At 59.6% G+C, this 25,652-nt stretch carries 25 protein-coding genes and 1 pseudogene; 16 read left to right on the forward strand and 10 right to left on the reverse strand.

All coding sequences use genetic code 11. The annotated features are described in order from the left end of the window. Window positions 1–36 precede the first annotated feature (36 nt). A complete protein-coding gene (locus tag M1D89_RS20990) occupies window positions 37–1,173 on the forward strand; it encodes an AI-2E family transporter (protein ID WP_498646639.1) in 1,137 nt (378 codons plus the stop codon). Window positions 1,174–1,183: 10 nt separating this feature from the next. Here the strand turns inward: M1D89_RS20990 and M1D89_RS20995 are convergent, their stop codons facing one another. Further along, a complete protein-coding gene (locus tag M1D89_RS20995) occupies window positions 1,184–1,639 on the reverse strand; it encodes an iron chaperone (RefSeq protein WP_498646641.1) in 456 nt (151 codons plus the stop codon). 249 nt (window positions 1,640–1,888) lie between these two features. Between M1D89_RS20995 and M1D89_RS21000 the strand changes: the two genes are divergently transcribed. Next, window positions 1,889–2,497 (forward strand): TasA family protein, encoded by a 609-nt coding sequence (locus M1D89_RS21000; RefSeq protein ID WP_498646643.1) that lies wholly within the window; start codon window positions 1,889–1,891, stop codon window positions 2,495–2,497. Window positions 2,498–2,608: 111 nt separating this feature from the next. After that, window positions 2,609–3,043 (forward strand): SipW-dependent-type signal peptide-containing protein, encoded by a 435-nt coding sequence (locus M1D89_RS21005; RefSeq protein WP_498646645.1) that lies wholly within the window; start codon window positions 2,609–2,611, stop codon window positions 3,041–3,043. 94 nt (window positions 3,044–3,137) lie between these two features. On the opposite strand, the gene M1D89_RS21010 is transcribed toward M1D89_RS21005, so the two are convergent. Genes M1D89_RS21010 through M1D89_RS21030 form a run of 5 tightly spaced genes read right to left on the reverse strand, consistent with a single transcriptional unit; the run spans window position 3,138 to window position 7,838 of the window. Then, window positions 3,138–4,250 carry an NAD(P)/FAD-dependent oxidoreductase gene (locus tag M1D89_RS21010; RefSeq protein WP_498646647.1) on the reverse strand — a complete coding sequence of 371 codons (1,113 nt, stop codon included), beginning with the start codon at window positions 4,248–4,250 and terminating at the stop codon, window positions 3,138–3,140. A gap of 39 nt (window positions 4,251–4,289) precedes the next feature. Then, window positions 4,290–5,351: a Gfo/Idh/MocA family protein gene (locus tag M1D89_RS21015; protein ID WP_498646649.1), complete on the reverse strand. Its 1,062-nt coding sequence runs from the start codon at window positions 5,349–5,351 to the stop codon at window positions 4,290–4,292. After that, entirely contained in the window at window positions 5,351–6,154 is an 804-nt protein-coding gene (locus tag M1D89_RS21020; RefSeq protein ID WP_498646651.1) for an amino acid ABC transporter ATP-binding protein, read from the reverse strand. Before M1D89_RS21020 ends, M1D89_RS21015 begins: the two co-directional genes overlap by 1 nt. Then, entirely contained in the window at window positions 6,151–6,939 is a 789-nt protein-coding gene (locus tag M1D89_RS21025; protein WP_017198419.1) for an amino acid ABC transporter permease, read from the reverse strand. Before M1D89_RS21025 ends, M1D89_RS21020 begins: the two co-directional genes overlap by 4 nt. A 32-nt stretch (window positions 6,940–6,971) precedes the next feature. Beyond that, on the reverse strand, window positions 6,972–7,838 hold the full coding sequence (locus tag M1D89_RS21030; protein ID WP_498646653.1) for an ABC transporter substrate-binding protein: 867 nt from the start codon (window positions 7,836–7,838) through the stop codon (window positions 6,972–6,974). Window positions 7,839–8,019: 181 nt separating this feature from the next. Here M1D89_RS21030 and M1D89_RS21035 point away from each other — a divergent pair, with 181 nt between their 5' ends. The 11 genes and pseudogenes from M1D89_RS21035 (at window position 8,020) to M1D89_RS21085 (ending at window position 18,143) form a co-directional block, all read left to right on the forward strand. Then, entirely contained in the window at window positions 8,020–9,114 is a 1,095-nt protein-coding gene (locus M1D89_RS21035; protein ID WP_498646655.1) for a LacI family DNA-binding transcriptional regulator, read from the forward strand. Between the two features lie 432 nt (window positions 9,115–9,546). Beyond that, on the forward strand, window positions 9,547–9,687 hold the full coding sequence (locus tag M1D89_RS21040; protein WP_179017868.1) for a hypothetical protein: 141 nt from the start codon (window positions 9,547–9,549) through the stop codon (window positions 9,685–9,687). 64 nt (window positions 9,688–9,751) lie between these two features. Beyond that, window positions 9,752–10,849: a SagB/ThcOx family dehydrogenase gene (locus M1D89_RS21045; RefSeq protein WP_402936713.1), complete on the forward strand. Its 1,098-nt coding sequence runs from the start codon at window positions 9,752–9,754 to the stop codon at window positions 10,847–10,849. Then, window positions 10,840–11,916 carry a SagB/ThcOx family dehydrogenase gene (locus M1D89_RS21050; protein WP_498646658.1) on the forward strand — a complete coding sequence of 359 codons (1,077 nt, stop codon included), beginning with the start codon at window positions 10,840–10,842 and terminating at the stop codon, window positions 11,914–11,916. The genes M1D89_RS21045 and M1D89_RS21050 overlap by 10 nt, the downstream gene beginning before the upstream one ends. 224 nt (window positions 11,917–12,140) lie before the next feature. After that, window positions 12,141–12,632, forward strand: coding sequence for a SagB/ThcOx family dehydrogenase (locus M1D89_RS21055; RefSeq protein WP_402936715.1), 492 nt, complete (start codon window positions 12,141–12,143; stop codon window positions 12,630–12,632). Window positions 12,633–12,967: 335 nt separating this feature from the next. Next, window positions 12,968–13,441: pseudogene (locus M1D89_RS21060) on the forward strand (YcaO-like family protein); the annotation flags it as partial. Window positions 13,442–13,469: 28 nt separating this feature from the next. Continuing rightward, window positions 13,470–13,616, forward strand: coding sequence for a hypothetical protein (locus M1D89_RS21065; protein WP_402936977.1), 147 nt, complete (start codon window positions 13,470–13,472; stop codon window positions 13,614–13,616). Window positions 13,617–13,799: 183 nt separating this feature from the next. Further along, entirely contained in the window at window positions 13,800–14,825 is a 1,026-nt protein-coding gene (locus tag M1D89_RS21070; protein ID WP_498646660.1) for a nitroreductase family protein, read from the forward strand. Window positions 14,826–15,094: 269 nt separating this feature from the next. Further along, window positions 15,095–15,565 carry a hypothetical protein gene (locus M1D89_RS21075; RefSeq protein WP_498646662.1) on the forward strand — a complete coding sequence of 157 codons (471 nt, stop codon included), beginning with the start codon at window positions 15,095–15,097 and terminating at the stop codon, window positions 15,563–15,565. A gap of 62 nt (window positions 15,566–15,627) precedes the next feature. Beyond that, window positions 15,628–16,782: a hypothetical protein gene (locus M1D89_RS21080; RefSeq protein ID WP_498646664.1), complete on the forward strand. Its 1,155-nt coding sequence runs from the start codon at window positions 15,628–15,630 to the stop codon at window positions 16,780–16,782. Beyond that, the gene (locus tag M1D89_RS21085; protein ID WP_498651008.1) at window positions 16,779–18,143 is read left to right on the forward strand and encodes an MATE family efflux transporter; all 1,365 of its coding nucleotides are present in this window, start codon (window positions 16,779–16,781) and stop codon (window positions 18,141–18,143) included. Before M1D89_RS21080 ends, M1D89_RS21085 begins: the two co-directional genes overlap by 4 nt. A gap of 13 nt (window positions 18,144–18,156) precedes the next feature. On the opposite strand, the gene argS is transcribed toward M1D89_RS21085, so the two are convergent. Further along, window positions 18,157–19,875, reverse strand: a complete 1,719-nt coding sequence (gene argS, locus M1D89_RS21090) for an arginine--tRNA ligase (RefSeq protein ID WP_498646666.1) — start codon at window positions 19,873–19,875, stop codon at window positions 18,157–18,159. A gap of 162 nt (window positions 19,876–20,037) precedes the next feature. Between argS and M1D89_RS21095 the strand changes: the two genes are divergently transcribed. Beyond that, the gene (locus M1D89_RS21095) at window positions 20,038–21,762 is read left to right on the forward strand and encodes a PHP domain-containing protein (RefSeq protein WP_498646668.1); all 1,725 of its coding nucleotides are present in this window, start codon (window positions 20,038–20,040) and stop codon (window positions 21,760–21,762) included. 3 nt (window positions 21,763–21,765) lie between these two features. On the opposite strand, the gene M1D89_RS21100 is transcribed toward M1D89_RS21095, so the two are convergent. Further along, on the reverse strand, window positions 21,766–22,908 hold the full coding sequence (locus M1D89_RS21100; protein WP_498646670.1) for an App1 family protein phosphatidate phosphatase: 1,143 nt from the start codon (window positions 22,906–22,908) through the stop codon (window positions 21,766–21,768). Window positions 22,909–22,980: 72 nt separating this feature from the next. Further along, entirely contained in the window at window positions 22,981–23,460 is a 480-nt protein-coding gene (locus M1D89_RS21105; protein ID WP_498646672.1) for an RrF2 family transcriptional regulator, read from the reverse strand. Window positions 23,461–23,550: 90 nt separating this feature from the next. Between M1D89_RS21105 and M1D89_RS21110 the strand changes: the two genes are divergently transcribed. Further along, complete coding sequence (locus tag M1D89_RS21110) at window positions 23,551–24,303, forward strand: SDR family oxidoreductase (RefSeq protein ID WP_498646674.1); 753 nt, start codon at window positions 23,551–23,553, stop codon at window positions 24,301–24,303. A gap of 21 nt (window positions 24,304–24,324) precedes the next feature. Here M1D89_RS21110 and M1D89_RS21115 read toward each other — a convergent pair whose 3' ends face one another. Beyond that, window positions 24,325–25,626, reverse strand: a complete 1,302-nt coding sequence (locus M1D89_RS21115; protein WP_498646677.1) for a cation:proton antiporter — start codon at window positions 25,624–25,626, stop codon at window positions 24,325–24,327. Between the last annotated feature and the right edge of the window lie 26 nt (window positions 25,627–25,652).

The following is a 25,652-nucleotide window of genomic DNA, read 5'->3' on the forward strand; positions in this document are numbered from 1 at the left end:
CGTCGGTTTGACCGATGCGTACGAACAGGAGCCATCATGACGTCGCCCAAACAAACAGCGCCCGTATCCGTCCGCAGGCAATACAAACCCGATCTCTGGAAAGACTCATTAGGCCGGACGGCCATCCGGGCAAGCCAGATACTGCTCGTTCTTACCCTGACAGTGGTGGCGATCTTCGGGCTGTTGCAAATTCGACTACTGGTCATTCCGGTACTCATCGCGCTGATCCTGGCCGCCGCCATCGGCCCCTTCGTAAATATGCTGCGACGTCGCGGCTGGCGCGGCGGCTTGGCCACCGGCGTCGCATTTCTGGGCCTTTTGATAGTGCTCGGCGGAGTTATCACTGTCATCGTGCTGTCAGTGCGCAGTCAATGGGACGAGCTGATCAGTCAGGCAGCGCGAGGGCTGGACGAACTCGAGAACTTCCTGCTGACCGGCCCCTTTCCCATTGACCGGGAGCAGATGAACCAGGCCCGCGAAGCGGTGGTGGAGTTTGCCCAGAGCAGCCAGGTGCGGTCCGGCGCAGTGACAGGGCTGTCGGTGGTCACCGAATTCCTGGCTGGCGCCAGCCTTGTGGTTGTCATCCTGTTCTTCTTCCTCAAGGACGGCGCCAAAATCTGGGAATTCTTCCTGCGCCCCTTCAAAGGAACGCGCGAAGCCAAGCTTCGCCGCGTCGGCAAGCGGACCATGGAGGTCCTGGGTGGCTACGTCCGGGGAACGGCGATCGTGGCGTTGGTTGACACGGTGGCCATCGGCGCTGCCCTGCTCATCCTGCAGGTTCCGCTCGCCATCCCACTGGCCATCATCGTGTTCATCGGCGCGTTCATCCCCTTGGTCGGTGCCACAGTGGCCGGAATTTTGGCCGCCTTGGTGGCACTCGTGGCCAACGGCCCCATAGTGGCACTGATCGTGATCATCGTAGTGATCGCCGTCAACCAACTCGAAGGCGACCTCCTCCAGCCAGTCGTCATGGGCAAATCCCTGGAGCTCCACGCTCTGGTCATCCTGATGGCCCTGACAGCGGGCACCATCCTGGCCGGTATCATCGGCGCTGTTCTGGCGGTACCCATTGCGGCCGTCACGTGGGCCATCATTCAAGTCTGGACGGCGGAAGACCCGGACCTGGAACCCATGAATCCGGATCTCCCGCCCGCCAACAGCCAGCCGACGTAGGAGCGCTGCCCTATCCCAGTGCCTTCTTGATGAGTTCGACGATCCTGGCCTCTACCTCAGGCGTGATTTCCGTGAGGGCGAAGGATGTGGGCCACATGGCTCCATCGTCCAGCTTCGCGTTCTCTTCAAAACCCAGTGTGGCGTACCGTGCCTTGAACTTATGTGAACTCTGGAAGAAGACAATGTTCTTCCCGTCCCTGGCATAGGCCGGCATGCCATACCAGGTTTTGGGCGTGAGCTCCGGGGCGTGCTCCTTGACTATTGCGTGGAGGCGCTCGGCCATGAGCCTGTCCGACTCGGGCATCTCAGCGATCTTAGCCATAACGTCGGCCTCGCCGTCGGCTTTGGATGCTTTCTTGCGTGGTGCCTTCTTGAGTTCCTGTGCGCGCTCCTTCATGGCGGCGCGCTCTTCTTCCGTAAAGCCGTTGTAGGACTTCGCTTTGTCAGTTGTTCCGGTCTCAGCCATGGCAGGCCCCTCTTCTCTGCTGGATTTTTTGGGTATAACCCAACGATAGGACTCGGCAGCCTGGGCAGCTTCTCCGAAACTGCTCGATCGGGGGGCGAAAAAGTCTTGAGGTTTTCTTGAGGAATTGTTGACTGAACACAGGATTTGTTCTTGATCCGGGCCCGGCACAGTAGTTCTTGTCAGCCAGAGAGGCTGAAAAATGAACGGCCGGCCGGACCCGCGGTGGCCTCCCGAAAGGATCATACTCAGATGGCCATCAGCCTCAAGACCACCTCCGGTAAGATCCTCGCGTCCGTCGCACTGGTCGGCACCGCAGCCGCAGTAGCAGGCATGGGCACCTACGGCGCCTTCACCTCCTCCACCTCCGCCTCCCAGGCAGTCACCGCCGGCACCGTCACCATCGCCCTCGGCGCCCCCGGCCCGGCCAACACCCTCAACGTCCCCGTCGCAGGCCTGCTCCCGGGCGACAAGGTCGAAAAACTCGTCACCCTGGCCAACACCGGCAACTCGGACCTGAACAACGTCACCCTCACCACCTCCGCCGGGACCACCGCGTCCCTGCTCACCACCGACGCCACCAATGGCCTGCAACTGACCATCGAAAACTGCTCCGTGGCCTGGACCGGCACCGCAGCCCCCTACACCTGCACCGGCACCAAAACCACTGTGCTCGCGTCCTCACCGGTGATCGCCGCGAACAAAGTCCTGAACAACCTCACCTCCCTGACCTCGGCCAAAACCGACAACCTCAAAGTCACCACCGCGTTCCCCACCACCGCGAACAACGACTTCCAAGGCGCCACTTCCACCATCGCCTTCGCCTTCACCGGCACCCAACGCACCGAAACCACCAAATAGACACAGCAACACAACAGCCCCGCCGGGTCTGATCGGTTACCTTTCCCCCAGCCCGATCAGGCCCGGCGAGTATTACGTTGAGCGCACCACAGTAGAAAGAGAACGATCACCATGACACCGCGGAACAGTTTCCTGCGCGCCTTGGTGATTGTCGCCGTCGTCGTTCTTGGCCTGATAGCCGGACCAACGGCCGCGGTGGCCGCCTTCACGCACAGTGAACGCGCTACTCCACAGTTCTCGGCAGCAACCATCCTTGCCCCGGCCGGCGCGAGCGTTACGATGCGATGCACCTTGGGACTCCACACCACAGTCACCGTGAATTCCTACGGGACGGTAGCGAATGCCAACTACTACGAGGTGAAGGTCTACGACCGCTCCGGCAACCTCGAATTCACCGGCGACCTCAGCCAAGCCGCGGGAAGATCGTACAGTTCCGGCATCGAGATCATCGGCACCTGGAGCTACGAAATCCGCGGCTACTACAAGATTCCTGGCTCCAACAATTTTTGGACGGGTAAGCCCCTCAAAGGCGCCATGACCTGCTGAACGGGTCACCTTAAACTCCAATGCCCCCGACACGCTTGAGCAGATGGCGTATCGGGGCCATTGGCCTCCTAAAAGGCGGTTTAGGGCAAGCGGTTTAGGAGAAACGCCCCGGACGGAACGTGGCCAGCATCGGGTGCTTTTCACCGCTCAGGATCTCGCCTGACAGCAGTTCGCCGGCGATGAGGCCCAGAGTGGCACCTGAGTGCGTGAAGGCTACGAAGCAGCCAGGCACTTGGCCGAGTTCACCGAAAACCGGTTCGCCGTCGCCGGGGATGGGCTTGTAACCGATCTTCCAGGATGCCGGCTTGAGTTCGGGATTACCGGCTATGAGCTTGGAGGATTCGTCGGCCAACTCCTGGACCACGTCATCCGGGATGGTGAAGGAACCGTCAGTGTGCTCGGTGATGTGCTCTTCGTACCAGTCGTGATCCAAGGCGAAAGTGTTGCCGGGGTTGGGACGAACAGCAGCCCGGGGCGTATTCATCACCGCAGCGACCTGGTGCTCCACCGGCTTGGTGACCACCAGCATGGAAACCGGCGAACCGTTGGGAATTTCCACACCCAAAGGCTTTACGACGGCGGGCGTCGCGGCACCGCAGGCAACCAGTACGGCGTCAGCGGGGTACGTTTCACCGCTGGCAGTTTCGACGCCGGTGGCGCGGCCGCCGTCGACCATTACCGAGGCCTTGCCGGCGTTAAGGACCAAATGGCCACCCAAGGCGTGGAATTCCTCCATGAGGAAGTTCACCAGGTCCGGCAGGCTGACCCACCCTTCGCCGGGGTTGAAGATGGCGTTCTCGGGGACGGCCGTGGCATCGATACCGGGTGTCACAGAGGCAATATCTTCAGGGGCCAACAACTTGGAGTCGTAGCCAATGGACTTTTCGTAAGCGTGGCGGGCTTCGGTGACCTCGCTCTGACCGGCCGCATTCCACATGAGGCCGCCGCCGAACTGCAGCCATTCACGGCTGGGGTCCGCGGCAAAGAGCGTGCGGTACCGGTCAACGCCGGCTACCCGCAGCAGGTGGTACGGCGTGGAGCGTTCGCCCGCCGAGTTTAGCCAGGACAAGGACCGGCCGGTGGCTTCACTGGCAAGGCCCTGCTCGGTGAGCAGGGTGACGGACGCGCCTTGGCGGAGCAGGTGGACGGCGGTAGAGACGCCCAGGATGCCGCCTCCGATGACGGCGACGTGCTTGGTGGAGGACATGGTTCTCCCTTTCTTTGAGGTAAATACTGGTAAACGCGCCTAGGCGAACGCGTGGATGTTTTCGATGATCCTGAGGGTTTCCAGCGCTTCCGCCGGCTGCACCGGAAGAGGCCCGTGCCCGCGGAGCGAGGCTGCCAGCTCCCGGTAAAACTGTGGATAGTCGCCCTTTTCTGCCGCGACCGGCGTGGTTTCTCCGTCCACTCCCAGAAGCCCCCAAGACTCCTGGGGTTCTGTGCCATAGGTGGCGTCCGACGGCGTGATGCCGGCTGCCAGGGCAGGTTCCTGGCCGTCCAGTCCCCACTTGGTGTAGCCGGCTTTGGAGCCGAGGACGTGGAAGCGCGGGCCCACTTGGGCGGCCATTCCGTTCATCCACAGCCGTGTCCGGACGCCGGATTCGTGGCGCAGCAATACGAAAGCTTCAGTGTCCGCGGCATCCGGGTGGATGCCATGGTTGGCGGTCTCGCCGTAGCTCTCCTCCACAGGGCCGAACAGCTGGATGGCTTGGTCGATCAGGTGCGCTCCGAGGTCGTGGAGGATCCCGCCGCCTTCAGCCAACGTGGCCGAATCACGCCAGTTCCCGAAGCCTTCCGGACGCCACCATTCAAAGCGCGACTCAAAAGTTCGAACTTCGCCCAAGGCACCGGCCTGCAGCAGCTTCCGCAGCGTCAGGAAGTCGGCATCCCACCGGCGGTTCTGGAAGACCGTCAGCTGCACACCGGCGTCGGATGCCCGCCCAGCAAGCTCCTCACCGTGGGCGACCGTAGTGACGAAAGGCTTATCCACCACAACGTTAAGTTCATGGGCGATGGCCGTGGCACCGAGTTCAAGGTGGGTAAGCGGCGGCGTTCCAAGGACCACCAGGTCCAGGTCTCCGGCGAGGGCGAACATGTCCTCCGGGGTGGAAACAATCCGTGCCTGAGGGTAGAGCCGCCCGGCTTCGGACTTGCGTTGCGGATCTGCTGTGACAATGACGCCGAGGGAGTAGTCCGGGTCCGCTTCGATCAGCGGCGCGTGGAACACCTTGCCCGAGACGCCAAACCCGACGACGGCAGTTCGGATGGGTGCCGCTGTTGGCTGCCGCACCACAGGAGTCCTGCCCATTACAGCACTTCCGAGAGGAATCGCTGAAGGCGTTCGCTGCGCGGATTGTCGAAGAGCTCGGTGGGGGTTCCGATTTCCACTACTTCGCCTTCATCCATGAACACCACTTGGTCGGCCACTTTGCGGGCGAAGCCCATCTCGTGGGTGACAACCAGCATGGTCATGCCCCGGCGGCCGAGACCTGCCATGAGGTTGAGGACGCCCTTGACCAACTCGGGATCGAGGGCGCTGGTGGCTTCGTCGAACAGCATGACCTCAGGCTCCATGGCCAGCGCCCGGGCGATTGCTACGCGTTGCTGCTGTCCGCCGGAGAGGTCACGTGGCCGATGGTCAGCGCGTTCGGCGAGGCCTACTTCGGCCAGGCGTCGCCGGGCGCGTTCGCGGGCCTCCGACTTCGACATTCCCTTGACGCTCCACAGGGCCAATGCCACGTTTTCCAAGGCGGTGTGGTCCGGGAACAGGTTGAAGTGCTGGAACACCATTCCGATACGTGCACGGAGGATGTCCGGCTTGACCTTGAGGGCGCTTTCGCCGGCCAGCAGCACGTCGCCGCTCTTGGGTTCATGCAGGCGGTTTACTCCGCGCAGGAGTGTGGATTTTCCTGAACCGGAGGGGCCAATGATGCAGGTGGTGGTTCCCGGTGCCACGTTGAGGCTGACGTTGCGGAGAACCTCAACGTCCCCGTAGGCCATGGTCAGGTTTTGCAGTTCCAGGCTGGAGCCGTGGAACTTTTCAATGTCGCTGGTTGGCTGGCCGGTGCCGGGCTGATTGGTGCTGGTAGCGCTGCTGCTTGTGAGGTTCACGTGTTGCTCCCGGTGATGAGCGGCGAGGCCGCATCGAGTTCCTTGACTTCCTTCAGCCCACTGGTGGGTGCCGTGGGACGACGCCGGCCGGTGCGGAACTTGTTGTCGAAGTAGTTGACCAAATGGGTCAGGGGCACGGTGATGATCAGGTAGAAGATGCCTGCCATGACCAGCGGTGAAAGATTGCCGGACAGTACTGCTGCGTCCTGGCCTACCCGGAACAGTTCACGCTCGCTGACCAGGAGTCCAAGGAAGTAGACCAGCGATGAGTCTTTGACGATTGCGATGAACTGGTTCACCAGGGCCGGCAGGACCCTGCGAATGCCTTGCGGCACCACCACGAGGGCCATGGACTTGGAGTAGCTCATCCCCAAAGCCCGGCAGGCCTCCCCTTGGCCCTTATCAACGCTCTGGATGCCGGCCCGGAAGATCTCACCGATGTACGCACTGGCGATGAGGCTCAGGGCGATGATCCCCAGCGGGTAAGGAGAGGGTCCGAAGACCGACTGGCTCAACCGCGCAAATCCCTGACCGATCAGCAGGATGGTGAGGATAGCGGGCAGGCCACGGAAGAGGTCTGTGTAGATCCTTGCCGGGATACGCAGCCACTTGGAGCGCGAGATGCCCATGACCGCCACCACCATGCCCATCACTACGCCGAGGATGGTTGCTGCGATGGAGATGATCAGGGTGTTGAGAAGGCCAACTCCGAGGAGTTGGGGCAGTACTTCGACCATGGCATCAAGGTCGAAGAACGTGCGGCTGATGGTATTGAGCCAATCCATTGAGTGCTCTCAGACGTTAGGTGTTTTGGGGCTTACTTGCTGGCGGTCGGAGCCGGGCTGGAGGTCTGCTCGGCCTTCGGAAGGTACTGCTCAGGCATCGGCGAACCCGGGAACCACTTCTCGTAGAGCTTCTTCCAAGTGCCGTCTTCCATTGCTTCGGCGAGGCCCTTGTTCAGGGCTTCCTTGAAGGCGGGCTTGTCCTTGGCAATGGCAAAGCCTGCCGGGGCGTCGAAGGAAGGAATGTCCGCGGCACTCACCAGTCCGAACTGCTCCTGGTATTCCTTGGCTGCCTCGTAGTCCAGGAAGTGGGCGTCCACGGAACCGCTGTTGACTGCGGAGATGGCGGTGTTGTTGTCCGGGAAGCGGACCAACTGCGCCGAGGTGAAGTTCTTGACTGCGTAGGCTTCCTGCAGGGTGCCTTGGACCACGCCCAGACGCTTGCCGTTAAGGCCATCGGCGTCGTTGATGCCTGAGCTCTTGGTGGTGATGACCGTCAGGTATCCGGCGAGGTAGCCGTCGGAGAAGTCCACGGTTTCCTTGCGCTTGTCCGTGATCCCGATAGCTGCCACGCCGACGTCGAACTGGCCGTTGGCTACAGCTGCCAGGAGTCCGGAGAAGTCCTGTCCAGTGAAGACAACATTGTCCACGCCGGCGCGGTGGGCCACATCCTTGAACAGTTCCACGTCAAAGCCGGTGAAGTTACCCGAGCTGTCCGTGAAGGTGTAGGGCTTCGAGTCGCCCAAGCTGGCGACGCGGATGGTGCCGGGCTCGATCAGGCCGTAAGGGTTGTCGGCTGATGGTGAGCTGCCGGCAGGCGATCCACCGCAGCCGGAGAGGGCGAGAATGGCCGCCAGGGCCGCCGCTGCGAGGGCTGCCGGGCGGAAGTTCAGTTTGATCACAGCGTTGTCCAATCGTGGGAGGGAAAGCGGTGCTGTCAGGAGCCGCTGAAAGTTATTGCTCGATGCGGGGTCTTGTTGAGTCCGGTCTCAGCCCCTAGGATTGAGACCGGACTCACATTGATTGATATGAAATGTAGCGGAACTCACAAAGCCGCGTCAACACCCCTCTTGAAAGGTGAACATGAGCACTGACGGATCCCGACGGCGGGACGTAACGGTTGCCGACGTCGCCAAAGCCGCGAAAGTGTCCAAGGCACAAGCAGCCCGCGCATTGGGCAACTACGGCGCGGTCAGCGACGACGTCCGCGAGCGGGTGCTCGCCGCGGCCGAGGAGCTGGAGTACCGGCCCAACGAACTTGCCCGGAGCATGAACACGGGCAAATCCAACACCATTGGCGTGGTGGTGGGCGACATCGAGAACCCCCACTTCGGGCTGGCCATGAGGGGCATTACGGATACCGCGAAGAAGAGCGGCTACAACGTCATCCTCATCAACACGGACGAGGAACGGGCTGCGGAAGTTGACGCAGTCCGCGTGCTTTTGGACAAGCGGGTGGACGGACTTATCGTCGCTCCGGCCTCATCCGTGGAGACATCCCACCTGCAGCAGGTCCGGGAGTCCGGGCGCCCCTTGGTCCTGCTGGACCGGGCTGCAGCAGGGGTGAATGTTGAGACCTTTGCTGTGGACATGGGAAGCATTTCCTACGAGTCCACCCTGCATTTGATCGAGGCCGGACACCGACGGATTGCCTTTGTCTCCACGGTCCGGACCGATGCCCCCTACGTTGCCGGGATGACCTTGGACTCTTCGCAGATCGCAGATCGCCTGGACGGAATCCGCCGGGCTTTCGACGATGCGGGCTTTCCCCACCCCACGGACCTCATCCGGCTTAATGCTGGGGACGCCGATTCCATCATGAGGATTACCCGCGAGCTGCTTGACGGACCGGACGCCGCCACGGCCATCATTGCCTCCGACGGCCTGATCGCCCTGAGCGTCGTGGAAGCCATCCAGGAATCAGGGCGCTCCATCCCGGATGACGTCTCGTTCCTCATGTACGACGATTTTGCGTGGACCCGCCTCACCACGCCCCCGCTCACCGTCATCGCACAGCCCGTCTACGACATGGGAATTGCCGCAGCATCTGCGCTGATCAGGCAGATCGAGGGCAGGAAAGCCACTGGGCCCGGCCCGGAGTTGGTGGCGACTTTGATTCAGCGGGGCTCCGTCGGGGCGCCCAAGGAGGCTGAGGTGCTCAGCCAGGCGAGCGGCTAAAAGCCAGCACAAAGCACGCAGGACGCATTGAAGACCTAAAGTGGCAGCCGTATGTTATCCGCAATTATATAAAGCGCAAGTCACACAGCCGACGCGTTACTTGATCCCCAAATAGATCCATGGAACACATATTCGCGGTGTTTGCAAGTCAACAATTAATACAAATATTACGTGCGAGATAGAATCTGGGCCCGCCAACCCAAGAAGGTTGAATTCGGAATGGCTGGCATCATGGCCTGCGTTTAACTTGAGGCAGAAACACGCCAATTCGCGCCGAAGCCGGCCTCTCCCCCCCGCCCATGCAGAGAATCTGATTCCCGAGAATTACTAAAGTCGAGGGAGAGACGGCACTTGGGCTGGTGTGAGCTGTTGCACATGCGGCCTATCGATGCGTTAGGCTCTCGGTATCTAGATATCAAGGGGGTGAAATCTATGACTGAAACTATTGCAACCGCAGCAGCCGAGAAGGCTGTCACTGCAGAGGCCGAGAAACTCGACTCAGTATTTGAGCTCGATCTTTCCGAAGTACAGCCCATCGCCGCACGCCGGCAGGGATGCGTGATCATTCTTTGATCAGTTAAATGGTTCAGCTCACCCTTTGGGGTGAGCTGAACCATCTCAAAAGGAGAACGACGGCGTGCGAATAGCCCGTGCACATGCATTACAAATTCAATCAATGGGCGGAGAGTTACGGCTGACCTCCGCCACAGCCCGGCAATGGTATAAAGGGAAATTAGATCCACGCTTGGTGATGTTTCTTTCAAAGTTGGGCAAGTGGACTCACCCTGATTCTGCAGCCACAACTCTGGCTGGCATGGTCGGGATCACGCATGAACGGGCCCTCGAAGAAATATCTCGCCTGGAGAGAGCCGAACTGGTCATTCGCGAGACGCCGGAAATGATCGCACTGACAAAGGCCCAGCATATTTGGGGTCAGGCCGGTTGGGCAGCCGCCTTCGAATACCAAGTCGCATCCGATAGCGCCGAACGCCTCGACTATACGAATCAGACGGGCCAGCAGCAGGACGTCGGGCTCATGCACCAACAGCGCAGGCTTGGCCCCCCGGCCCCCTCCCACTATCTTGATCTCCTGCACCATCCGGCCTCTTCGCTCCCTCAGCCGCGATCCACGCTGAGCGTCGATTATGGAGAGGTTTTTCGTGCCGCGAACGATCAGCAGCCTCCCGCGGGAGTTGCACCCATGCAACGCCTATCGGATCTGCTGTACTACTCCTTTGGACAAACCGGCAGTAAACGCCTGCCGGTTTCAGGCACCCACGTGATGAAAACGTCACCCAGTGGAGGCAGCCGACACCCCACTGAGGCTTACGTGATCCTCTTCGCAGAAAATAGTCAGGGTTCAGTCAGCCATTACAGCGTGAGAAATCACGCTCTGGAGCCCTTGGGTAAAGAAGTTTCGCAGCAGTGGGTAGATGATCACATACTGGAAAAGCCCGAATGGATCACGGGACCGCTGTCAATGATGATTATTCTGACGAGTGTGGCTGAGCGAAACATGCATCGGTACCGCGAAAACTTCACCTATCGACCGCTGCACCATGACGTTGGGCATGTCATTGAAACCACCAATCTTGTAGCACACTCTTTGGGTTACACCACTCTTGCCGGCTACTCATTGATGGACAATGCGGTATCAGAACTCTTGGGGAACCCGCGAATTTCAGAGCCATCAATGGGCTTTATCGCCGTTAGGGAGAGCAAGTCATGGAGCTAATAACCCTCAATCGTTGCAGCAGAATAAGGATTGATGAGCGGCCTGGAATTGATTTGCTGTTGGAACGTAAATCTTTCACTTTACCGTCGGCTGAGCTCATCCCGCCACTGCTTGAGAGCAGCGAGCCTCGCTCCTATGAGGCCGTCGTTAGCTCATTTGTCAGCGCACTGGAGAACCACAATCCGGCAGATGTCAAGACATTTGTAGACAGCCTGCTAAAAGCTGGTGTTCTTCAAGATGCGCTGGAGGATAATCCACTCTTGGATGAGGCAAAGCTCTGGCATAGCTATGGCTGGACCGATGCCTTGGTTTTCCATTGCCTCTCCGATGAGTTCCCCCGAAGTGACGTCCCGGGGACGGAACATTTCGTCCCGATCGAGGAATCGCTGAAGGAAGACATCGCCGTTGCCGGGACACCTGAGTTTTGGCGATACAGAGCTCAGGACTATACGGCCCTGCCAGAGGCTAGTGACGCTCCCGTGCGCGACCTTGCCGAGGTCCTCCTCGCAAGGCGGACGCACCAGCCGTGGACGGGAGCCGCGTTTAGCGCTCAGGATTTGAGCCGGGTATTGCGCGACGTGAACGATCCCCTGTTGCGTCTTCGTCGAGCTGCAGAGGATGACCACGAAGGTGATCCTGGCGCGCTACTCCGTAATACTTTCGGAGATCTCGAGGCCTATGTAGCAGTGCACGACATCGATGGCATCGCGCCGGGTCTGTATCACTACGACCCGAAGGACCATGCTCTGGGGGTGATCCGTCAGGGGGACCACAGGGAGCTGCTGCAGCGCACATTTGTCGGTCAAACGCCGGCCGGGCAAGGAAGGTGCGCGATCATCATCTCAGTTGTTTGGTCCAGGCTGATGTTCAAGTACAGGTCCAATCCAAGAGCATATCGAGGCCTAATGACCGTGGTAGGTCAACTTGCTCAGCGATATCTTGTGAGCTTTACGGGATTTGGCCTAACAACTTTCCCAACTCCGGCGCATGTGGCAGAGCGGGCCGACGCCCTACTGGGCACTGACAGACTCGAGGAGTCCGCTCTCTATCTGGTGTCTGCGGGTTGAAATTGACGTCCAACCCGTGTGCATCGCCAAAGATTCGCAGCTATTTGGTAGACGCACTTTGTTTTCATGCGGCCTCGAGCGAGGGGAATTACCCGGTACCGCCCCAACCTTCGGGCGGGGAGTATTCGGTTCACCCTCCGCTGCAGGAGAGGCATCACGGAGCGGGGCTCGAGAGGCTGTCAGAGATTTTGGCATTCCGCTCCTCGGAACGAATCAGACGGAGAGTGATTACACCTCAACTTGTTGAGGACACACTGCTTGCAGGACAAGGGCTTCCCGCCACCGGCCGGCGGGCTTATCCGTCACCCGGAGGCACCTATTCCGTCTCACTTGCGTGGATCGGTTTTAGGGGCAACCCCGCTGTGGGTATCGCTACACTGCAACCGGATGGAACTGTCGGCTGGGACCAGCAGGCAATGACTTTGGAGTCGGGAGAGAACCTTCTTCGAGTCTCGGCGTTTCCCGCCGCAACGTCTCAGGGAGCTTTCCTGCTTACCGGGGACTTGGGGTCCGTTGGTCAGCGCTATGGCGAACGGGGATATAGGTACATGCTTCTTGAGGCTGGCCACATTGCCCAAAACCTGGTGTTGGCACTGTCCTTACAAGGAATTGCATCCTGTCCCATCGGAGCGTTCGATGACCAAGTTGCCAACGAACTTCTCGGCCACGACAAAGACTCCCTCAATCTGCCCGTATACACGATTGCCTTGCCATGAGTGTGGAGTTTGGCACGAAAGGCCGTGGAGTGCGTTGCCCGGGATGCATAAATCTCTGGACTGTTGAGGCTGCGCGGGCAGGGTTAGGAGTGGACAGGGCAAAGGACCCCCTGAGGCCAGGGCTGGCCCATCCGGATTGTCTGGAATCACATGTATTCACTTCATTCGATTTCGGCCACAGTTTGGAGTGGGTGGCTCCTCCCTACGGCCCCGTGCTGCGCTGTTCAACGCAATTTCAGCCAGCCTCGGGCTTGTGGCTCTCCGACGTTGCGTTGACATTGCCTGCCGGCTCCCGGAACGCAGCCATTGTTGCAGGCGGAGCAGGACCTACCCGCATGGAAGCCGTATGCAAAGGCTGGTTTGAGGGCCTTGAACGTCGATCTGCTCATACTCGGCCCCGCGGTCAAGTCCGGCTATCAGTTCCGAACACTAATGAGTGGGCTTTACATGGGGCCTCCTACGTTTCCGATGGTCAAACCGATACTGTTCCAGTCCCGAGCTGCCAACTTCCGAACGACAGCATCGGTTTTGCACTTTTTGATACGTACGAGGAAGCCGCCGCGCGGGCACTCCTTGAAGTCTTGGAAAGGTCCATGCTGGATGACTGGTGGGCGGCCACTGACAGCGTTCGGTGCAGTGAACATTCCCATGCAGCAACCCAGCGCCTCGGCGCTTTGGACGTTGATGGGAGCGGTGTGGACGTTTGGCACAGTCAATGGGAAGGGATAACCGTGACTGGTTGCCTATGGTGGTGGAGCGACGACGAGTCCACGATTTCGTGTTCTTTTGGTTCGGCTGCCAGCCCGGATGCCGCGATTGCTACTAAGGCTGCGGTGGATGAAGCGAGTCATCTCCGTCACGGAAGCGACCTCTACGTCGTTGATGGCCGGCCGGTCTTTGGACCGTCTTACCCGCCCACGTCGCTTCCGCCTCAATACATGGACGAGCTTCACGAACATTACCCCCTTGGAGAATGCCATTTGAAAGAAATCCGACCCAGCAAACCCCTAGCCCAGCTGGGCGATGAAGTGCACGCGGTGGTCTTGGACTACGGAAACTCCCTAACGGATTCGCTGGGCCTTCATGTCCTGCGAACGTGGGTTCCAGACATGAGAAAGTTCTCTTTGGAATCAACGAATGCGGCCGGTTTCCGGGCTACTTTTGCGCTTGGCCATGCTGGATAAGCGGCTGTTCGTCTGCAAGTCGTTCGCTTTGGTGCGCATTGACGACTCGTGGGTCGTGGAGCAGACGGGGGGCGAACGACCTGCTCGTAGGCTGTCGACCATACCGGCTTGGCTGGGGCGGTTACTTACTGTTTTGTCCGCCTGGGAGGTTGTCGATGCCGCCAACTCCGTCAAGCTCGCGCAGCTGTCGAACGTACATCCAGCTTCAATTTCCGACTGTTTGGAGCAGCTGCTTCGGTTGGGCCTGTTGCACGAACAAGTGTGTCTTTTGGAAGGCGAGCGTGACACCGCACGGGCACGCGACTATCAATTTTGTTCAGGCAGCAAGCGCCCCGACTATACAGATCCCGCGACAATCGGAAACGACATACAGGAGATGAATCGGTGGGCCAGCGAGGACGCACCGCCTGCGGCCTGGAAACAACATCAACGTCGGGACGTCATCCCTCTGCCGGTTCCAGGTCTTGCCGCCGCTACAGGAAGCCATGCGAAGCTTGGAAGCTTTCTGTACCTGTGCCACGCAGTTCTGGCCGATGCAACGATCGGCGCACTTCCACGAACACTTCGCGCAGTGCCCTCACATGGAGCATCGCACCCCTTCGACCTGACTTTGAAATTTCCCTCAGAGCAAGGTTCCGGGAAGGAAGTCTCTTTCGCATACGATCCCGGGCTACATGCTTTGGTTCACATTGACGGTGCTTTGGTTCCCAAGGTCAGGGAAAGTCCTGCCAAAAGCGCGGTCAGGATAGGAATCCACCTTTCCATAGAGCGCGTGCAATTCAGGTACCGAAGCAGCCTCGCTTACCAAACCATCTACTTGGACTTAGGTCATCTCATGGAGACCATGACTTACGCTGCTATCGCTTCGGATAGTACTTTGTCCATCCCTGAAATGCCCGTGGTTCCTTTTACAGACCGAAGCTACCCAGGCGAGCTTGTGGCCGAGGCTTTTTGGTGTTCTGCGACTAGCCCGCTCTCAGCACGTGCAACATCTGCGTCAGTGGGCTGAAAGCTAGGATCATGAACCACTTAGACGAACTTCCGGGCATACCCTCAACCACCCTGATGGACGCCTCTTGGCGGGCAATGAATGCGAGGGTCGATACGGCTGTGGAATTGCCAGTATCCACTCCTCTGGAACTGGACAGGGTCCGGTTTGAGTTTTGCAGCGAGTGTCATGATGAGGCACAAGTTCTGGGCGAGAAGCTCCCAGGGATTACGAGCCGCTTGTACGGTTACAGCACACGACGAACACATGCGTTCCTACCCGTAGGTGTAATGCATCACCGTGACATCATCACGGATGCTCTGCACCGTGTGCGCTTCCAGCATCCGATGGATAGCAGGCTTCGGGGATACGCCATTCGATGCCGCCACGATCATTCGGCACGTACGGACCCGACTGACTGGGACGCTGACATCTTCCGTTTGGGTGTGTACTCCTCTTCCCTCGCCTTTGAAGGTCCCTTGCGCTGGCGCCCCCGCACGTCCGCGCTGCTCGATCCGATGAAGCTTGTCACCTATCAAGAGATGTTCGGGTTGATCGCAGCTCTGATCGCCGTTGGAGGGTCAATTGAAACCGCTAATCGGTGGCTTGATGTGCTCTCATCAGCACCAGCCAGCCGCGGTCTGTTCACAGATCCCGGCCTCCTCCAAGTTGCCGATTCCGGACCAGGCGTTGTGGGCCTCTACCGAACCCTCACTTCAGCAACCGCCAACCTGCTCACAGAAAGCCCTACCCCGCGATGAAAGTCCTACTGACACGCTCCTCCGAGCTAGGCTTTGAAATAGCTGCAGCCGGTGGCCATCACTTGGAAATTGACGTGGCGGCCATAAATTCGGCCGAAGCCCCGGCAATCTCCACTGCAGTGGAAACTGCTCTCGGCGTCACTGCCTATCCTTTGTGGGAGTTCGCTTGTCGCGACGAAAGTGTGTTCCTGTGCGAGGTTGATCAGTCATATTGGTCAAAGTTCACTTGGATCAGCTTGGAAAACGTCTCCTGGATTACTTGTCTCTCACAGGCAGGTGCGGACATTGTCCGTGAACTAAATCGCGTCGCGGAACCAACCGCCATGCCGTTTGTCCCGTGGCTTCGCCAAGGATGGATCAGGGAACTGCAAGCCGAACTGGAAAAGACATTCGGGGACGACTGCCTTATCCAACCCCATAAACTGCGCTGCGACACCCTGGTCATCAGAGTAGCGACAAATCAAGGCGAATTCTTTGAGGTGCGTGCAGAAACGCAGTACTCGAAGGAATACCCCGCGCCACTCCCGCACACGATGCTTCGGTCCATGCTTCAACGTCCCCTAACGCAGGAGTGGCTTTCTCTGAATGTGCAGGTATACAAAGCACCGCTCGGAGGCGGGCTCAGTGAGCAACCCGATTGGGAAACCGCGCTGAGAGCCTATGCAAGGGCCCAGCGATGGATAGGCGAACAATTTATCGAGCCAGAGCTGGTAACCTCTGGCTCTTCAATGACGCCGCAAAGACCAACACGGGTCCCAAACCTTGAACTCCCCGCTAACAGCCATGACATGCACGCGCTCCGAGATGCCGCAGCAACTGTCCTGCAATTGCTACCTATGACAAGCGTTTCTTCAACACTCGCCTTGTCGCCGTTCGAAGCGAGCATCGAAGCAGATGGACTGCGAATCGGCAGTTGGGAACACGTGGCGTTCACCCATCCTTTGGAGGCGTTAACTCCGTTCCTTGCGGGCGTAGGCGCGGAGAATCGGCCCCCGGTATCCAAAATAGTTGAGTGGTGGTCTCTCGGACGGGGTCAGTCTGAGCCCCGGATCACACAACGGGACCTCAGCGCAGCACTGGCGCTGGCAGCATTGAGACGTGTCGCAATCCTTTTGGAGAGAGGCCAGTCACTCAGGTTGTTGGGAACATCGCTGCAAACTGAAGTGACAGCTTGGTTCAACTACGCCAAACTACACGGATCGCGTATTCAGTCGTGAAGCTATCAACGAGGAGCCAGGCCAATACGGGTTCCAATCTGACAAACCATACCCGGCAGCTTGCCAAGCTGGCTTTACCGCTCACTGCCGGAATGCTCGCTCCACTCCTGATCGGAATAGCGGACGTCCTACTGGTGGGTCACGTCTCCGATGCAGCTCTCCCCGCTGTGGCTTTTGGAATCACCCTATACATGTTTGCAGTGACCTCCAGCCAAGCGATTGCTATTACGCATCAAGTGGTTGTACTTCGACCCTTGGGCGATGACAACAGACTGCTCGCTTCATATTTGTTGTGGCGCTCGCTCGGCATAGTACTCATTATGTCGCTGACGTGGGTGGCTCTTATACTTGCGTTCGCATCACCGCTGGCGGAGTTGATGCTTTCAAGCCCAGCCAGTAAAGCCGAAGCCGTGGCTTGGATCAGCGTCAGGGCTTGGGGCTTGCCTGCGGTCAGCGTCGCCATGGTTCTTTCAGTTCATCTGCAAGCATCGCTGAAGCCGATCTACTCAGTAGTAAACAGCATTACGTCGAACACTCTAAATGTGGTTGCTTCAGCCTTCCTCATTTATGGCTTCGGGATGCTGCCCGCGTTGGGCGTCCAAGGATCCGCTTATGGGAGCATTCTGGCCGAGGCCTTCAGCGTCACATTTATGGTTATTACCTATGCGTTTTTGCGTCCGATTAGCTCTCCAGGCAGCTGCTGGAGGAATGTCATCCGCAATGATTTGCCTCGGGACTATCGCCCTATTCTCATATCAGAATTCGGTAACGTTATCAGCCTCAATACCAGCGAGGTGGCCTTCGTAGCCATTCTCGCAGTGGTGGGCGACGCAGCCCTGGGCGCGGGCCAAGTAGCTATCACCGTCATGGACGTACTGACGGCCCTGGCTATAGCAGGAGCTACTGCGTTTCAAATCCTTGAGGGTAGGGACGGCGGGCCTGGAACCAGTCTTTTCAGCTGGAGGCCACACGTACTCATCCTTGTCATCTTCATCTTGCTCGGCGCTCTGCTGGGTACTTTTACCCAAACTGTGGCGTCCTGGTTCACAGACGGAAGTCTTGCATCTCTGACTGCCTCCGGCTTGGTTCTTGTGGCTGTTTCGTCCCCGCTGATCTGGCTAAGCGCACAATCGGCCGCGTATCTTCGAGCCTGGCGTCGCTCAAGAACAGTTCTCGTGGCGACAACTTTAGCCGCATGGGCTGTTCAAGTTCCCTTGGCTTTCCTCCTCGGCATCGTTCTGGATCTAGGTCTGACAGGAGCCCTCATTGCCTACGTGGGCTATCACCTCGTCCGGGTTTTGATCCAGGGCTTGGCCATTTCCAGGCTTGTCCGCGTTACAGCCGAGGCTGGCAACCCCTAGGCTCCCCTCAGAATTACATGCGCTGCGGTGCACGAATTCCAAGGAGACTAAGCCCCTGAACAAGCACCTGTTCAGTAGCACGGCAGAGAGCCAGTCGGGAAGAACGGGCATCGTCTTCGGCGTTTAGGACCGGTGCTGCGTCGTAGAACGACGAAAAACGTTGCGTCAGCGCGAACAAATATGCACAGAGCCGGTGCGGTTCCAGTTTTTCGCCGGCCGTCTCCACTGCTGCTTCAAAATTGAGGAGAGACATGGCCAGCTGCCGCTCCTCGGGAAGGCTGATTACGACAGTGTTTGTCACTTGGCCGGTTCGCTCACCCCGCTCAATCAGGGACCTTATGCGTGCCACGGCATATTGCAGATAGGGCGCCGTGTTTCCACTGAGTGAGACCATGCGGTCAAGGTCGAAAATGTACTCGGTGTCATGAGCGACTGAGAGGTCGGCATATTTGACGGCGCCTGTACCAATCATTCTCGCAACAGCTTGCATCTCGTCAGGACTCTCAAGGGAGCTGCTCTCGACGAGAACCTTGTGCGCCCGGGCCACCGCTTCATCAACAAGATCGAGGAGTTTAAAGCTCTTTCCGCTTCGAGTCCTAAGGATCTTATTGTCAGGGCCGAGAACGTTACCGATCTTCACGTGGGTTACGTCAGTGGCCGGTGTGAGCCAGCCGGCTTCCCTGGTCAGCTGCCATACCATCTCCAAGTGGTTGGCCTGTGGCGAACCGACGACGTAGACCACCGAATCGGCTTTCAACTCCTGTACCCGGTACTTTAGGGCCGCGACATCTGTTGTTGCATAGCCGTAGCCGCCATCGCTCTTCCGCAATATCAGGGCCGCGGGCTGGTTATCCCGTCCTTTGAAGCCCTCAGGGAAGGCACACAGCGCACCCTCGCTAACGGTAGCAAGGCCGATTTTCTCAAGATCTTCGCACAGCAGGGGCAATTGAGCGTTGTAGGTGCTCTCTCCGGCCAAGTCTTCGTCGCGCAAGGATACTTCAAGGGCAGCGTAGACCTTGTTGAAGTAAGTCTTGGATTCGCCCACCAGATCACTCCACAGGGAAAGGGTTGCCTCGTCCCCGGCTTGAAGCAGCACAACCCGCAATCTGGCGCGGGTGGCGAAGTCTTCGTCTGCGTCAAATTTTTCCCGGGCGGCCTGATAGAAAGCGTTTGGATCCTCCGCCAGTTCATGGGCGTCCTGGCCACTCGATTTCGCATCAAGAGCATGCTCTATCAACATCCCAAAAGGTGTGCCCCAGTCGCCAATGTGGTTCTGCTTGATGACGTCGTTTCCAAGCCAATCCAAGATCCGAACAAGTGCATCTCCAACAACCGTCGTCCGCAAATGTCCCACGTGCATTTCTTTAGCAACGTTAGGTGACGAATAGTCCACAACAACCCGCCGGCCACTGGGATCAAGTCGAGTCGGAATCGACAGGTCCCTAATTTGCTGCTCAATCCACGAATCAGCAAGCACGATATTCACGTAGCCCGGCTTGCTGGCCGTAGCTTCGGCGATCAACGGCTCGCCGCCCAGGGCATCGGCGATCAGCTGAGCCAGCTCCATTGGAGTCATGCCGTGTCGGCGCGACAGGGCAAGGGCGACATTCAGCTGCAGGTCGGCGAATTGAGACTCACGAACCACAGGGTCTATGTCAGCGGCGGGGAGTCCGAGGATTCCGGAAATCGCTTTTTGCGCAAGAGGACGTACTGCAGAAAAGGGACTGATCACTGATTTAGTCTAGTCACTTCTTCTTCGGAAAAGTGACACATGACAATCATGCCGCCACCTTGGAATAGGGCCAACCGTTCCCGCCCGGTTAACCTCCACGCCATCCGGCTTCCCTACTGTGATCCCGCTGGGGGGATCACAAAACTACAGAGGGAAAGCGCCATGTGCACCGCAGACGAAAACACGACCACGCACCGCCAAAGTGTGGAGCTTGCCGACGCTGAGCTGAAAACCATGGGATTGAGCCGCCGGCGCATCCTGCAGTCGGCAGGGATCCTGGCCGCGGGCAGCGCGGCAACGGCCGCCATGGCACGGCCGGCGACGGCGAACCCGGGCGGCAACGACCCCCAGCTGAAGTGGCTTGTCGGAGACCACCACGTCCACACCCAGTACAGCCACGACGCCAAGTACATGATCAAGCAGCAGCTCGATACCGCACAGTCCTACGGCGTGGACTGGTTGGCACTGACTGAGCACAGCAACTTTGGCCACGCCAACAACGGCGGAGCAGTCAACGCCAACAAGGAAATCCAGGCGCAGCGTGCAGCGAGGCCCGACCTACTGATCTTCCAGGGACTCGAATGGTACATCCCGGGAGCTGAGCACGCGTCAGTGCTCGTCGCCCCCGGTCCCAATGAAGTGAACCTCCTGCGGACCTTCGAACTGGTGTGGGACGGAAAGCTGAACCAATGGGAGAAGCCAACCCCTGGAACGGCCCAAGTGGAGACGTTCGAGCGAAAAGCAGTTGAAGCCATTGCTTGGTTGGCCAACCAGCGGCGCTCCGGCTACATCGACGACGTCGTAGCGCTGGCCAACCACCCCATGCGCCTGGGCATCGACTCCCCGCACGAGCTCCGGGCTTGGCGCGATGCCGCCCGCGAAGTGATGATCGGCATGGAAGGTGCCCCGGGCGCGCAAGGCTCCGGCGTCAGCCAGTTCTCCAGAGCCGGCGACCAGCGCGGCGAATACACCAACAACCCCACCCAGTACAGCTTTCCCGGCTACCCGGCCGACGCTTTCCGGCCCTACGGCGGCTTCGACTGGGCAACCGCAACGGTGGGTGGCGTCTGGGACTCCATGCTCGCTGAAGGCCTGCCCTTCTGGATCACGTCCAACTCCGACAACCACCTCACTGTGAAGGACACCTGGAAAACCGGACCGTATCCGGCAGAGGAGCCCTACCTCAGCCTGCCCAGCGAATTCGATCGTTGGTCCGTCACGGGCAAGCGTCCCGATCCCTTTGATACCGGCGAAAAGCAGGGTGGCAGCGACTACTGGCCGGGACAGTTCAGCCGCCTTCACACCGGCGTCACCAAACGCTCCTATACCGGCGTCCTGGAAGCAATGCGCAACGGTCGCATGTGGGTGGACCACGGACACCTCCTGCAGGGACTTGACGTGCGGGTCCGGGCGATGCGCGGCGCCGGAGCAGGCAACAGTAACGGGCTCAACGGCGTCACCCTCGGCTCCCGTCTGCAGGTAAGGCGAGGCTCGGACGTCGAAATTTCCATCACCATTACGACGACGGACTACCGCAACTTTGCGGGGATCCTCCCGAAGCTCGCCCACGTGGACGTCATCGGTGGCGCCGTAACCGGTGCCGCGGCAGATCGCGACACTCTGAGGGCCCCCGGCACAGCGGTATGGAAGCAGATTGATGTTTCCGGGCGTACCGGAACGTTCACCATCAAGCACGTCATCAAGGACGTGCAGACATCCTGCTACTTCCGCCTCCGCGGCAGCGACGGAAACCGCCACGGCGCCGGCTACTACGGCGTTGCCGTGGACCCCGCCGGGCCCATCCGCCACGGAGATAACCTCGGGGACGCTGACCCGTGGGCGGATACCTGGTTCTACGCCAACCCGGTGTTCATCGACGTTGCGTAGTCATCACTCCGATGCCGTGTGCACTTCGCCTTCTTCGGGATCGTCGGCGGAGCGAACCTCATTCCGGATGACGCCCAGTTCCTCGAGCTGGGCAGACATCCCCGCTCCATCCGGGGCATAGATCCACGGGATTCCAGGAGTGGGCTGGCCTCCGGACTTTGACCGTCCACCTGCGAGCACGGCTTCACCCACGGAGAGCTGGCGGATGGCGATGGCCCTGACATTGGCGGGGTGACGTTGGGCGAACTCGGAGTAGATGGCTTCGTCGTGCTGTCCGTCGTCGCCCACCAGCAGCCACTTGATGTTGGGAAACTCTTCCGCGAGGCGTTCCAACGAGGTCCGCTTGTGCTCCTGGCCGCTGCGGAACCAGCGGTCGGGAGTGGGTCCCCAGTCCGTGAGGAGCTTGGGACCGGCGGGGTACAAGTTGCGGGACAGGAACCGGGACAGGGTTGGGGCAACGTTCCAGGCTCCGGTGGACAGATACAGCACAGGTGCGGAAGGTGCCGTCCTGGCGATCCGTTCATACAGCACGGCCATACCCGGCGTGGGGGTCCTCGCGTGCTCATTCAGGACAAAGGTGTTCCAAGCTGCCAGGAATGGACGTGGCAACGCGGTGACCATTACGGTGTCGTCAATGTCAGACACGACGCCGAATTCGGCATCATCCGCGACGATCTCCACGGGAGCTTCAACGACTTTGGACTCCCCGGATTGCAGCGTGATGGTGTGCCAGCCGGCGTCGAGGGCTACCGGAATACGAGCGTCAACTACACCTCCGCGATCAGCCCTCACATCAAAAACGGTGCCCGCGATGGTCACGCTCACCCGGGCATGGGCCACGGGTGCACTGGTGAAATTACGCCATCCGCGCATGCTTTCCTGCAACGGATTAGCGTGACCCGCAGCGTCCCGGGGGTCACTACGGACGACACGTGCAAGGACCCTGACCCAGGATGTGCTGCCGTACCCGGTGTAAGGGATGACGGTCTCCACCCGGCCACGCCGGATCGCGAGACGCGTCTGGAAACCAAGCCACGCGTCGTCGAGCCTCATGGCGAGGTGCCGGCGTCCTTGGCTCAGCGGCGTGGGGCCTTCATTGTCAGCGGCGTCGGACTGGGGGCGCGGTTTCATGGGACGGGGTGACATGCGTCCAGTCTTCCATGCACTGGCCCCCTACCGCAGTGCGCGCCGGTACCCACCGCTCACAAGTCATGGGCATCAGAGGGCACCGGAGAACCATTCCTGGATCGATTGAAAGGCTTCCGGACCTGACGTGCTGCTCACTTGGCGGGCCAGATCGCCGATGGAGATTGCGCTAAGCGAGTCACGCCAGGCCGCCTCTGCGGTCATCATTGCCTTGGCGATGGGGCAGGGCGCCAAGCATTCCTCCGGGGGCGTTCCCAGGGGTCCGCGTTGGCGTATTTCCGTACAGACGAACAACGGCTGCTTTCCTTCAACAGCAAAGACGACATCCAGAATGCTGATCTCATCAGCCGGACGGGTGAGCACATACCCTCCGGCATGTCCCTGAAGGGAACGAACAAGTCCCCCTCGCGACAGGGCCTGCATCTGCTTGGCCAAGTAACTGCTTGAGACGTCGTGCAGACCCGCCAGCTTGCCGGCAGGCACAGGCCCATCCATCTTGCTGAGCACCACACAGCAGTGGATGGCCCACTCAACGCCCCCGGACATTTTCATATACCCATACTAGTTGACTCGGACAAAACGTATCCGTAATGTTCATCTCGGACAAAGCTTGTCCGAGATGAACAGGTGAAGGACACGGACATGAAGATTCTGATTGCAGGCGGAACAGGCCTCATTGGCCGGCAGGTTGTGGAGATTTTGAAAGACGAAGGGCACGAGGCGGTCCCGGCATCCCCTTCGAACGGCATTAACTCAGTTACAGGGGAGGGTTTGGATGAAGCGATGACAGGTGTTGACGTGGTGGTCGACCTGACCAACACCACCGACTTTGACGAAGACGTGGTGGTCTCGTTCTTCACAAATTCCACGAACAACCTCCTAGCCGCAGAGAAAAAGGCCGGAGTACAGCACCACGTCGCACTCTCCGTGGTTGGCACCGACCGGATCGGCCCTGTGGGCTACTTCGCCGGCAAGACCGCGCAGGAGGACGCCATCCGGTATGGCGGGGTTCCCTACACCGTGGTTCGGGCGACCCAGTTCTTCGAGTTCATTCCAATGATCGCCGATGTCAGCACACGCGACGGCTCAGTTTTCCTCACCGATCATTTGATGCAGCCCACGGCCGCCGCCGACGTCGCCCGCTTGGTAGCAGAAGCCGCAATGTCCCCTGCCTTGAACGGCGCAGTCGAAATAGCGGGCCCCGAGAGGGCGCCCATGTACGAGTTCGGCAAGCGGGTCCTCAGCGCCAAGGGCGATTCCCGCACCGTGGTGGCCGATACCAACGCCGGGTACTTCGGTATACCCATCCAGGAAACCAGCATCGTGCCAGTGGGCGAGGCGATCATCGGCAAAAAATCCCTTGGGGAATGGCTGTCAGAGACCGCGACCCCGTAGCAACCAGCCTGCCTCCGTCGCCTAAACAGCCGTGGTGGGCGCCCGGCCTTCATCCCCGTGCTGCTTGCGTGCTTCAGCAGCCCGAAGCCGGTCCAGCCGGTTCATAAGGGGTGCCGTGGTGGCCCCATGCACCACGATGGACAGTGCAACAACCAAGCCGATCAGGGCCCAAAGATCACGTGCCTCGGCGTCGAAGTTACCATGACTCAGCGCGTATGCCACGTAATAAAGGGACCCGATCCCGCGGATGCCGAAGTAGGAAATAGCCAGCCGTTCGCGCGGACCAGTCTTGCCACCCATCAGCCCGAGCCATCCAGCCAGGGGGCGGACCAGCAAGAGGAAGGCGAACGCTACCAACAGCTCCGGCCAACCGATTCCTTCCAAGAGTCCGCGGGCTATGGCGCCGCCAAGCAGCACCAGTATCACCACCGTCATAAGGCGCTCGAGCTGCTCCACATAGCTGTGCAGCACCTGGTGGTAGGAATGGTTGTGCTCAGCGGACCGGATGGTCAGTGCGCAGAGGAATACAGCAACGAAGCCATAGCCTTCCACCATCTCCGCGGCACCGTACGCAAGGAACGTAGCCGCGAGGGCCACAAAGCCCTCGGAGTGTTCGGACAGGCGGAAGCTTTTACCTTTGGCAGCGAAGAAGATCATGCTCAGCAGCTTGCCGGTTCCGAACCCGATCAGAACCCCGGCAAGAGTGCGCCACAGAACATCCAACCCGAGCCATTCCCCCAGCCAGGCCTCCGGGGATGCCCCTACCAAGCTGATGAGGATGGCCAGGTAAACAAAGGGGAAGGCGAGCCCGTCGTTCAAACCCGCCTCGGAGGTCAAGGCAAAGCGGACCTCGTCCTCGTCAGGGTCGTCTTCAGTGTCTGCGGGTTTTCCCACCTGGACCTCGGAGGCCAGCACCGGGTCAGTGGGGGCGATCGCTGCCGCTACGAGGATGGCGGCGGCCAGCCCCAGGCCCAATACCCACAGACCAAGGAGCGTCATCACCAGGATGCACAAGGGCATGACGATCCCCAGCAGGCGCCAGGTGGTGGTCCATCCGCGCCACCGGAACGGTCTATCCAGAGCCAGTCCGGCACCCATGAGCGAGATAATGACGCACACTTCGGTCAGGTGCGTCGTGAAATCCCCGTACTGGACGGGATCCGGGTCCGGTAAGTCAGGAAGCAGGGTGAAGGCCAGAATTCCGCTGCCCAGAAAGACCATCGGCATGGATAGCGGCATGTCACGCAATAGCTTCGGCAGAACTGCTGCGGCCAACACCGCAATGCCTGCCGAAAGGAACAAGATGCTGGGGATTTCAAACACGAATAGTCTTCTTCCTGCCGCGCTGG

The organism is Arthrobacter sp. D3-18 (assembly GCF_054408525.1).

What these genes read in the sequence shown, in the direction of transcription:
- M1D89_RS20990 (WP_498646639.1), top strand. Translation starts at nt 37, where the DNA reads ATGACGTCGCCCAAACAAACAGCGCCCGTATCCGTCCGCAGGCAATAC.
- M1D89_RS20995 (WP_498646641.1), bottom strand. Translation starts at nt 1,639, where the DNA reads ATGGCTGAGACCGGAACAACTGACAAAGCGAAGTCCTACAACGGCTTT.
- M1D89_RS21000 (WP_498646643.1), top strand. Translation starts at nt 1,889, where the DNA reads ATGGCCATCAGCCTCAAGACCACCTCCGGTAAGATCCTCGCGTCCGTC.
- M1D89_RS21005 (WP_498646645.1), top strand. Translation starts at nt 2,609, where the DNA reads ATGACACCGCGGAACAGTTTCCTGCGCGCCTTGGTGATTGTCGCCGTC.
- M1D89_RS21010 (WP_498646647.1), bottom strand. Translation starts at nt 4,250, where the DNA reads ATGTCCTCCACCAAGCACGTCGCCGTCATCGGAGGCGGCATCCTGGGC.
- M1D89_RS21015 (WP_498646649.1), bottom strand. Translation starts at nt 5,351, where the DNA reads ATGGGCAGGACTCCTGTGGTGCGGCAGCCAACAGCGGCACCCATCCGA.
- M1D89_RS21025 (WP_017198419.1), bottom strand. Translation starts at nt 6,939, where the DNA reads ATGGATTGGCTCAATACCATCAGCCGCACGTTCTTCGACCTTGATGCC.
- M1D89_RS21035 (WP_498646655.1), top strand. Translation starts at nt 8,020, where the DNA reads ATGAGCACTGACGGATCCCGACGGCGGGACGTAACGGTTGCCGACGTC.
- M1D89_RS21040 (WP_179017868.1), top strand. Translation starts at nt 9,547, where the DNA reads ATGACTGAAACTATTGCAACCGCAGCAGCCGAGAAGGCTGTCACTGCA.
- M1D89_RS21050 (WP_498646658.1), top strand. Translation starts at nt 10,840, where the DNA reads ATGGAGCTAATAACCCTCAATCGTTGCAGCAGAATAAGGATTGATGAG.
- M1D89_RS21065 (WP_402936977.1), top strand. Translation starts at nt 13,470, where the DNA reads ATGAAGCGAGTCATCTCCGTCACGGAAGCGACCTCTACGTCGTTGATG.
- M1D89_RS21075 (WP_498646662.1), top strand. Translation starts at nt 15,095, where the DNA reads ATGCATCACCGTGACATCATCACGGATGCTCTGCACCGTGTGCGCTTC.
- M1D89_RS21095 (WP_498646668.1), top strand. Translation starts at nt 20,038, where the DNA reads ATGTGCACCGCAGACGAAAACACGACCACGCACCGCCAAAGTGTGGAG.
- M1D89_RS21100 (WP_498646670.1), bottom strand. Translation starts at nt 22,908, where the DNA reads ATGTCACCCCGTCCCATGAAACCGCGCCCCCAGTCCGACGCCGCTGAC.
- M1D89_RS21105 (WP_498646672.1), bottom strand. Translation starts at nt 23,460, where the DNA reads ATGAAAATGTCCGGGGGCGTTGAGTGGGCCATCCACTGCTGTGTGGTG.
- M1D89_RS21110 (WP_498646674.1), top strand. Translation starts at nt 23,551, where the DNA reads ATGAAGATTCTGATTGCAGGCGGAACAGGCCTCATTGGCCGGCAGGTT.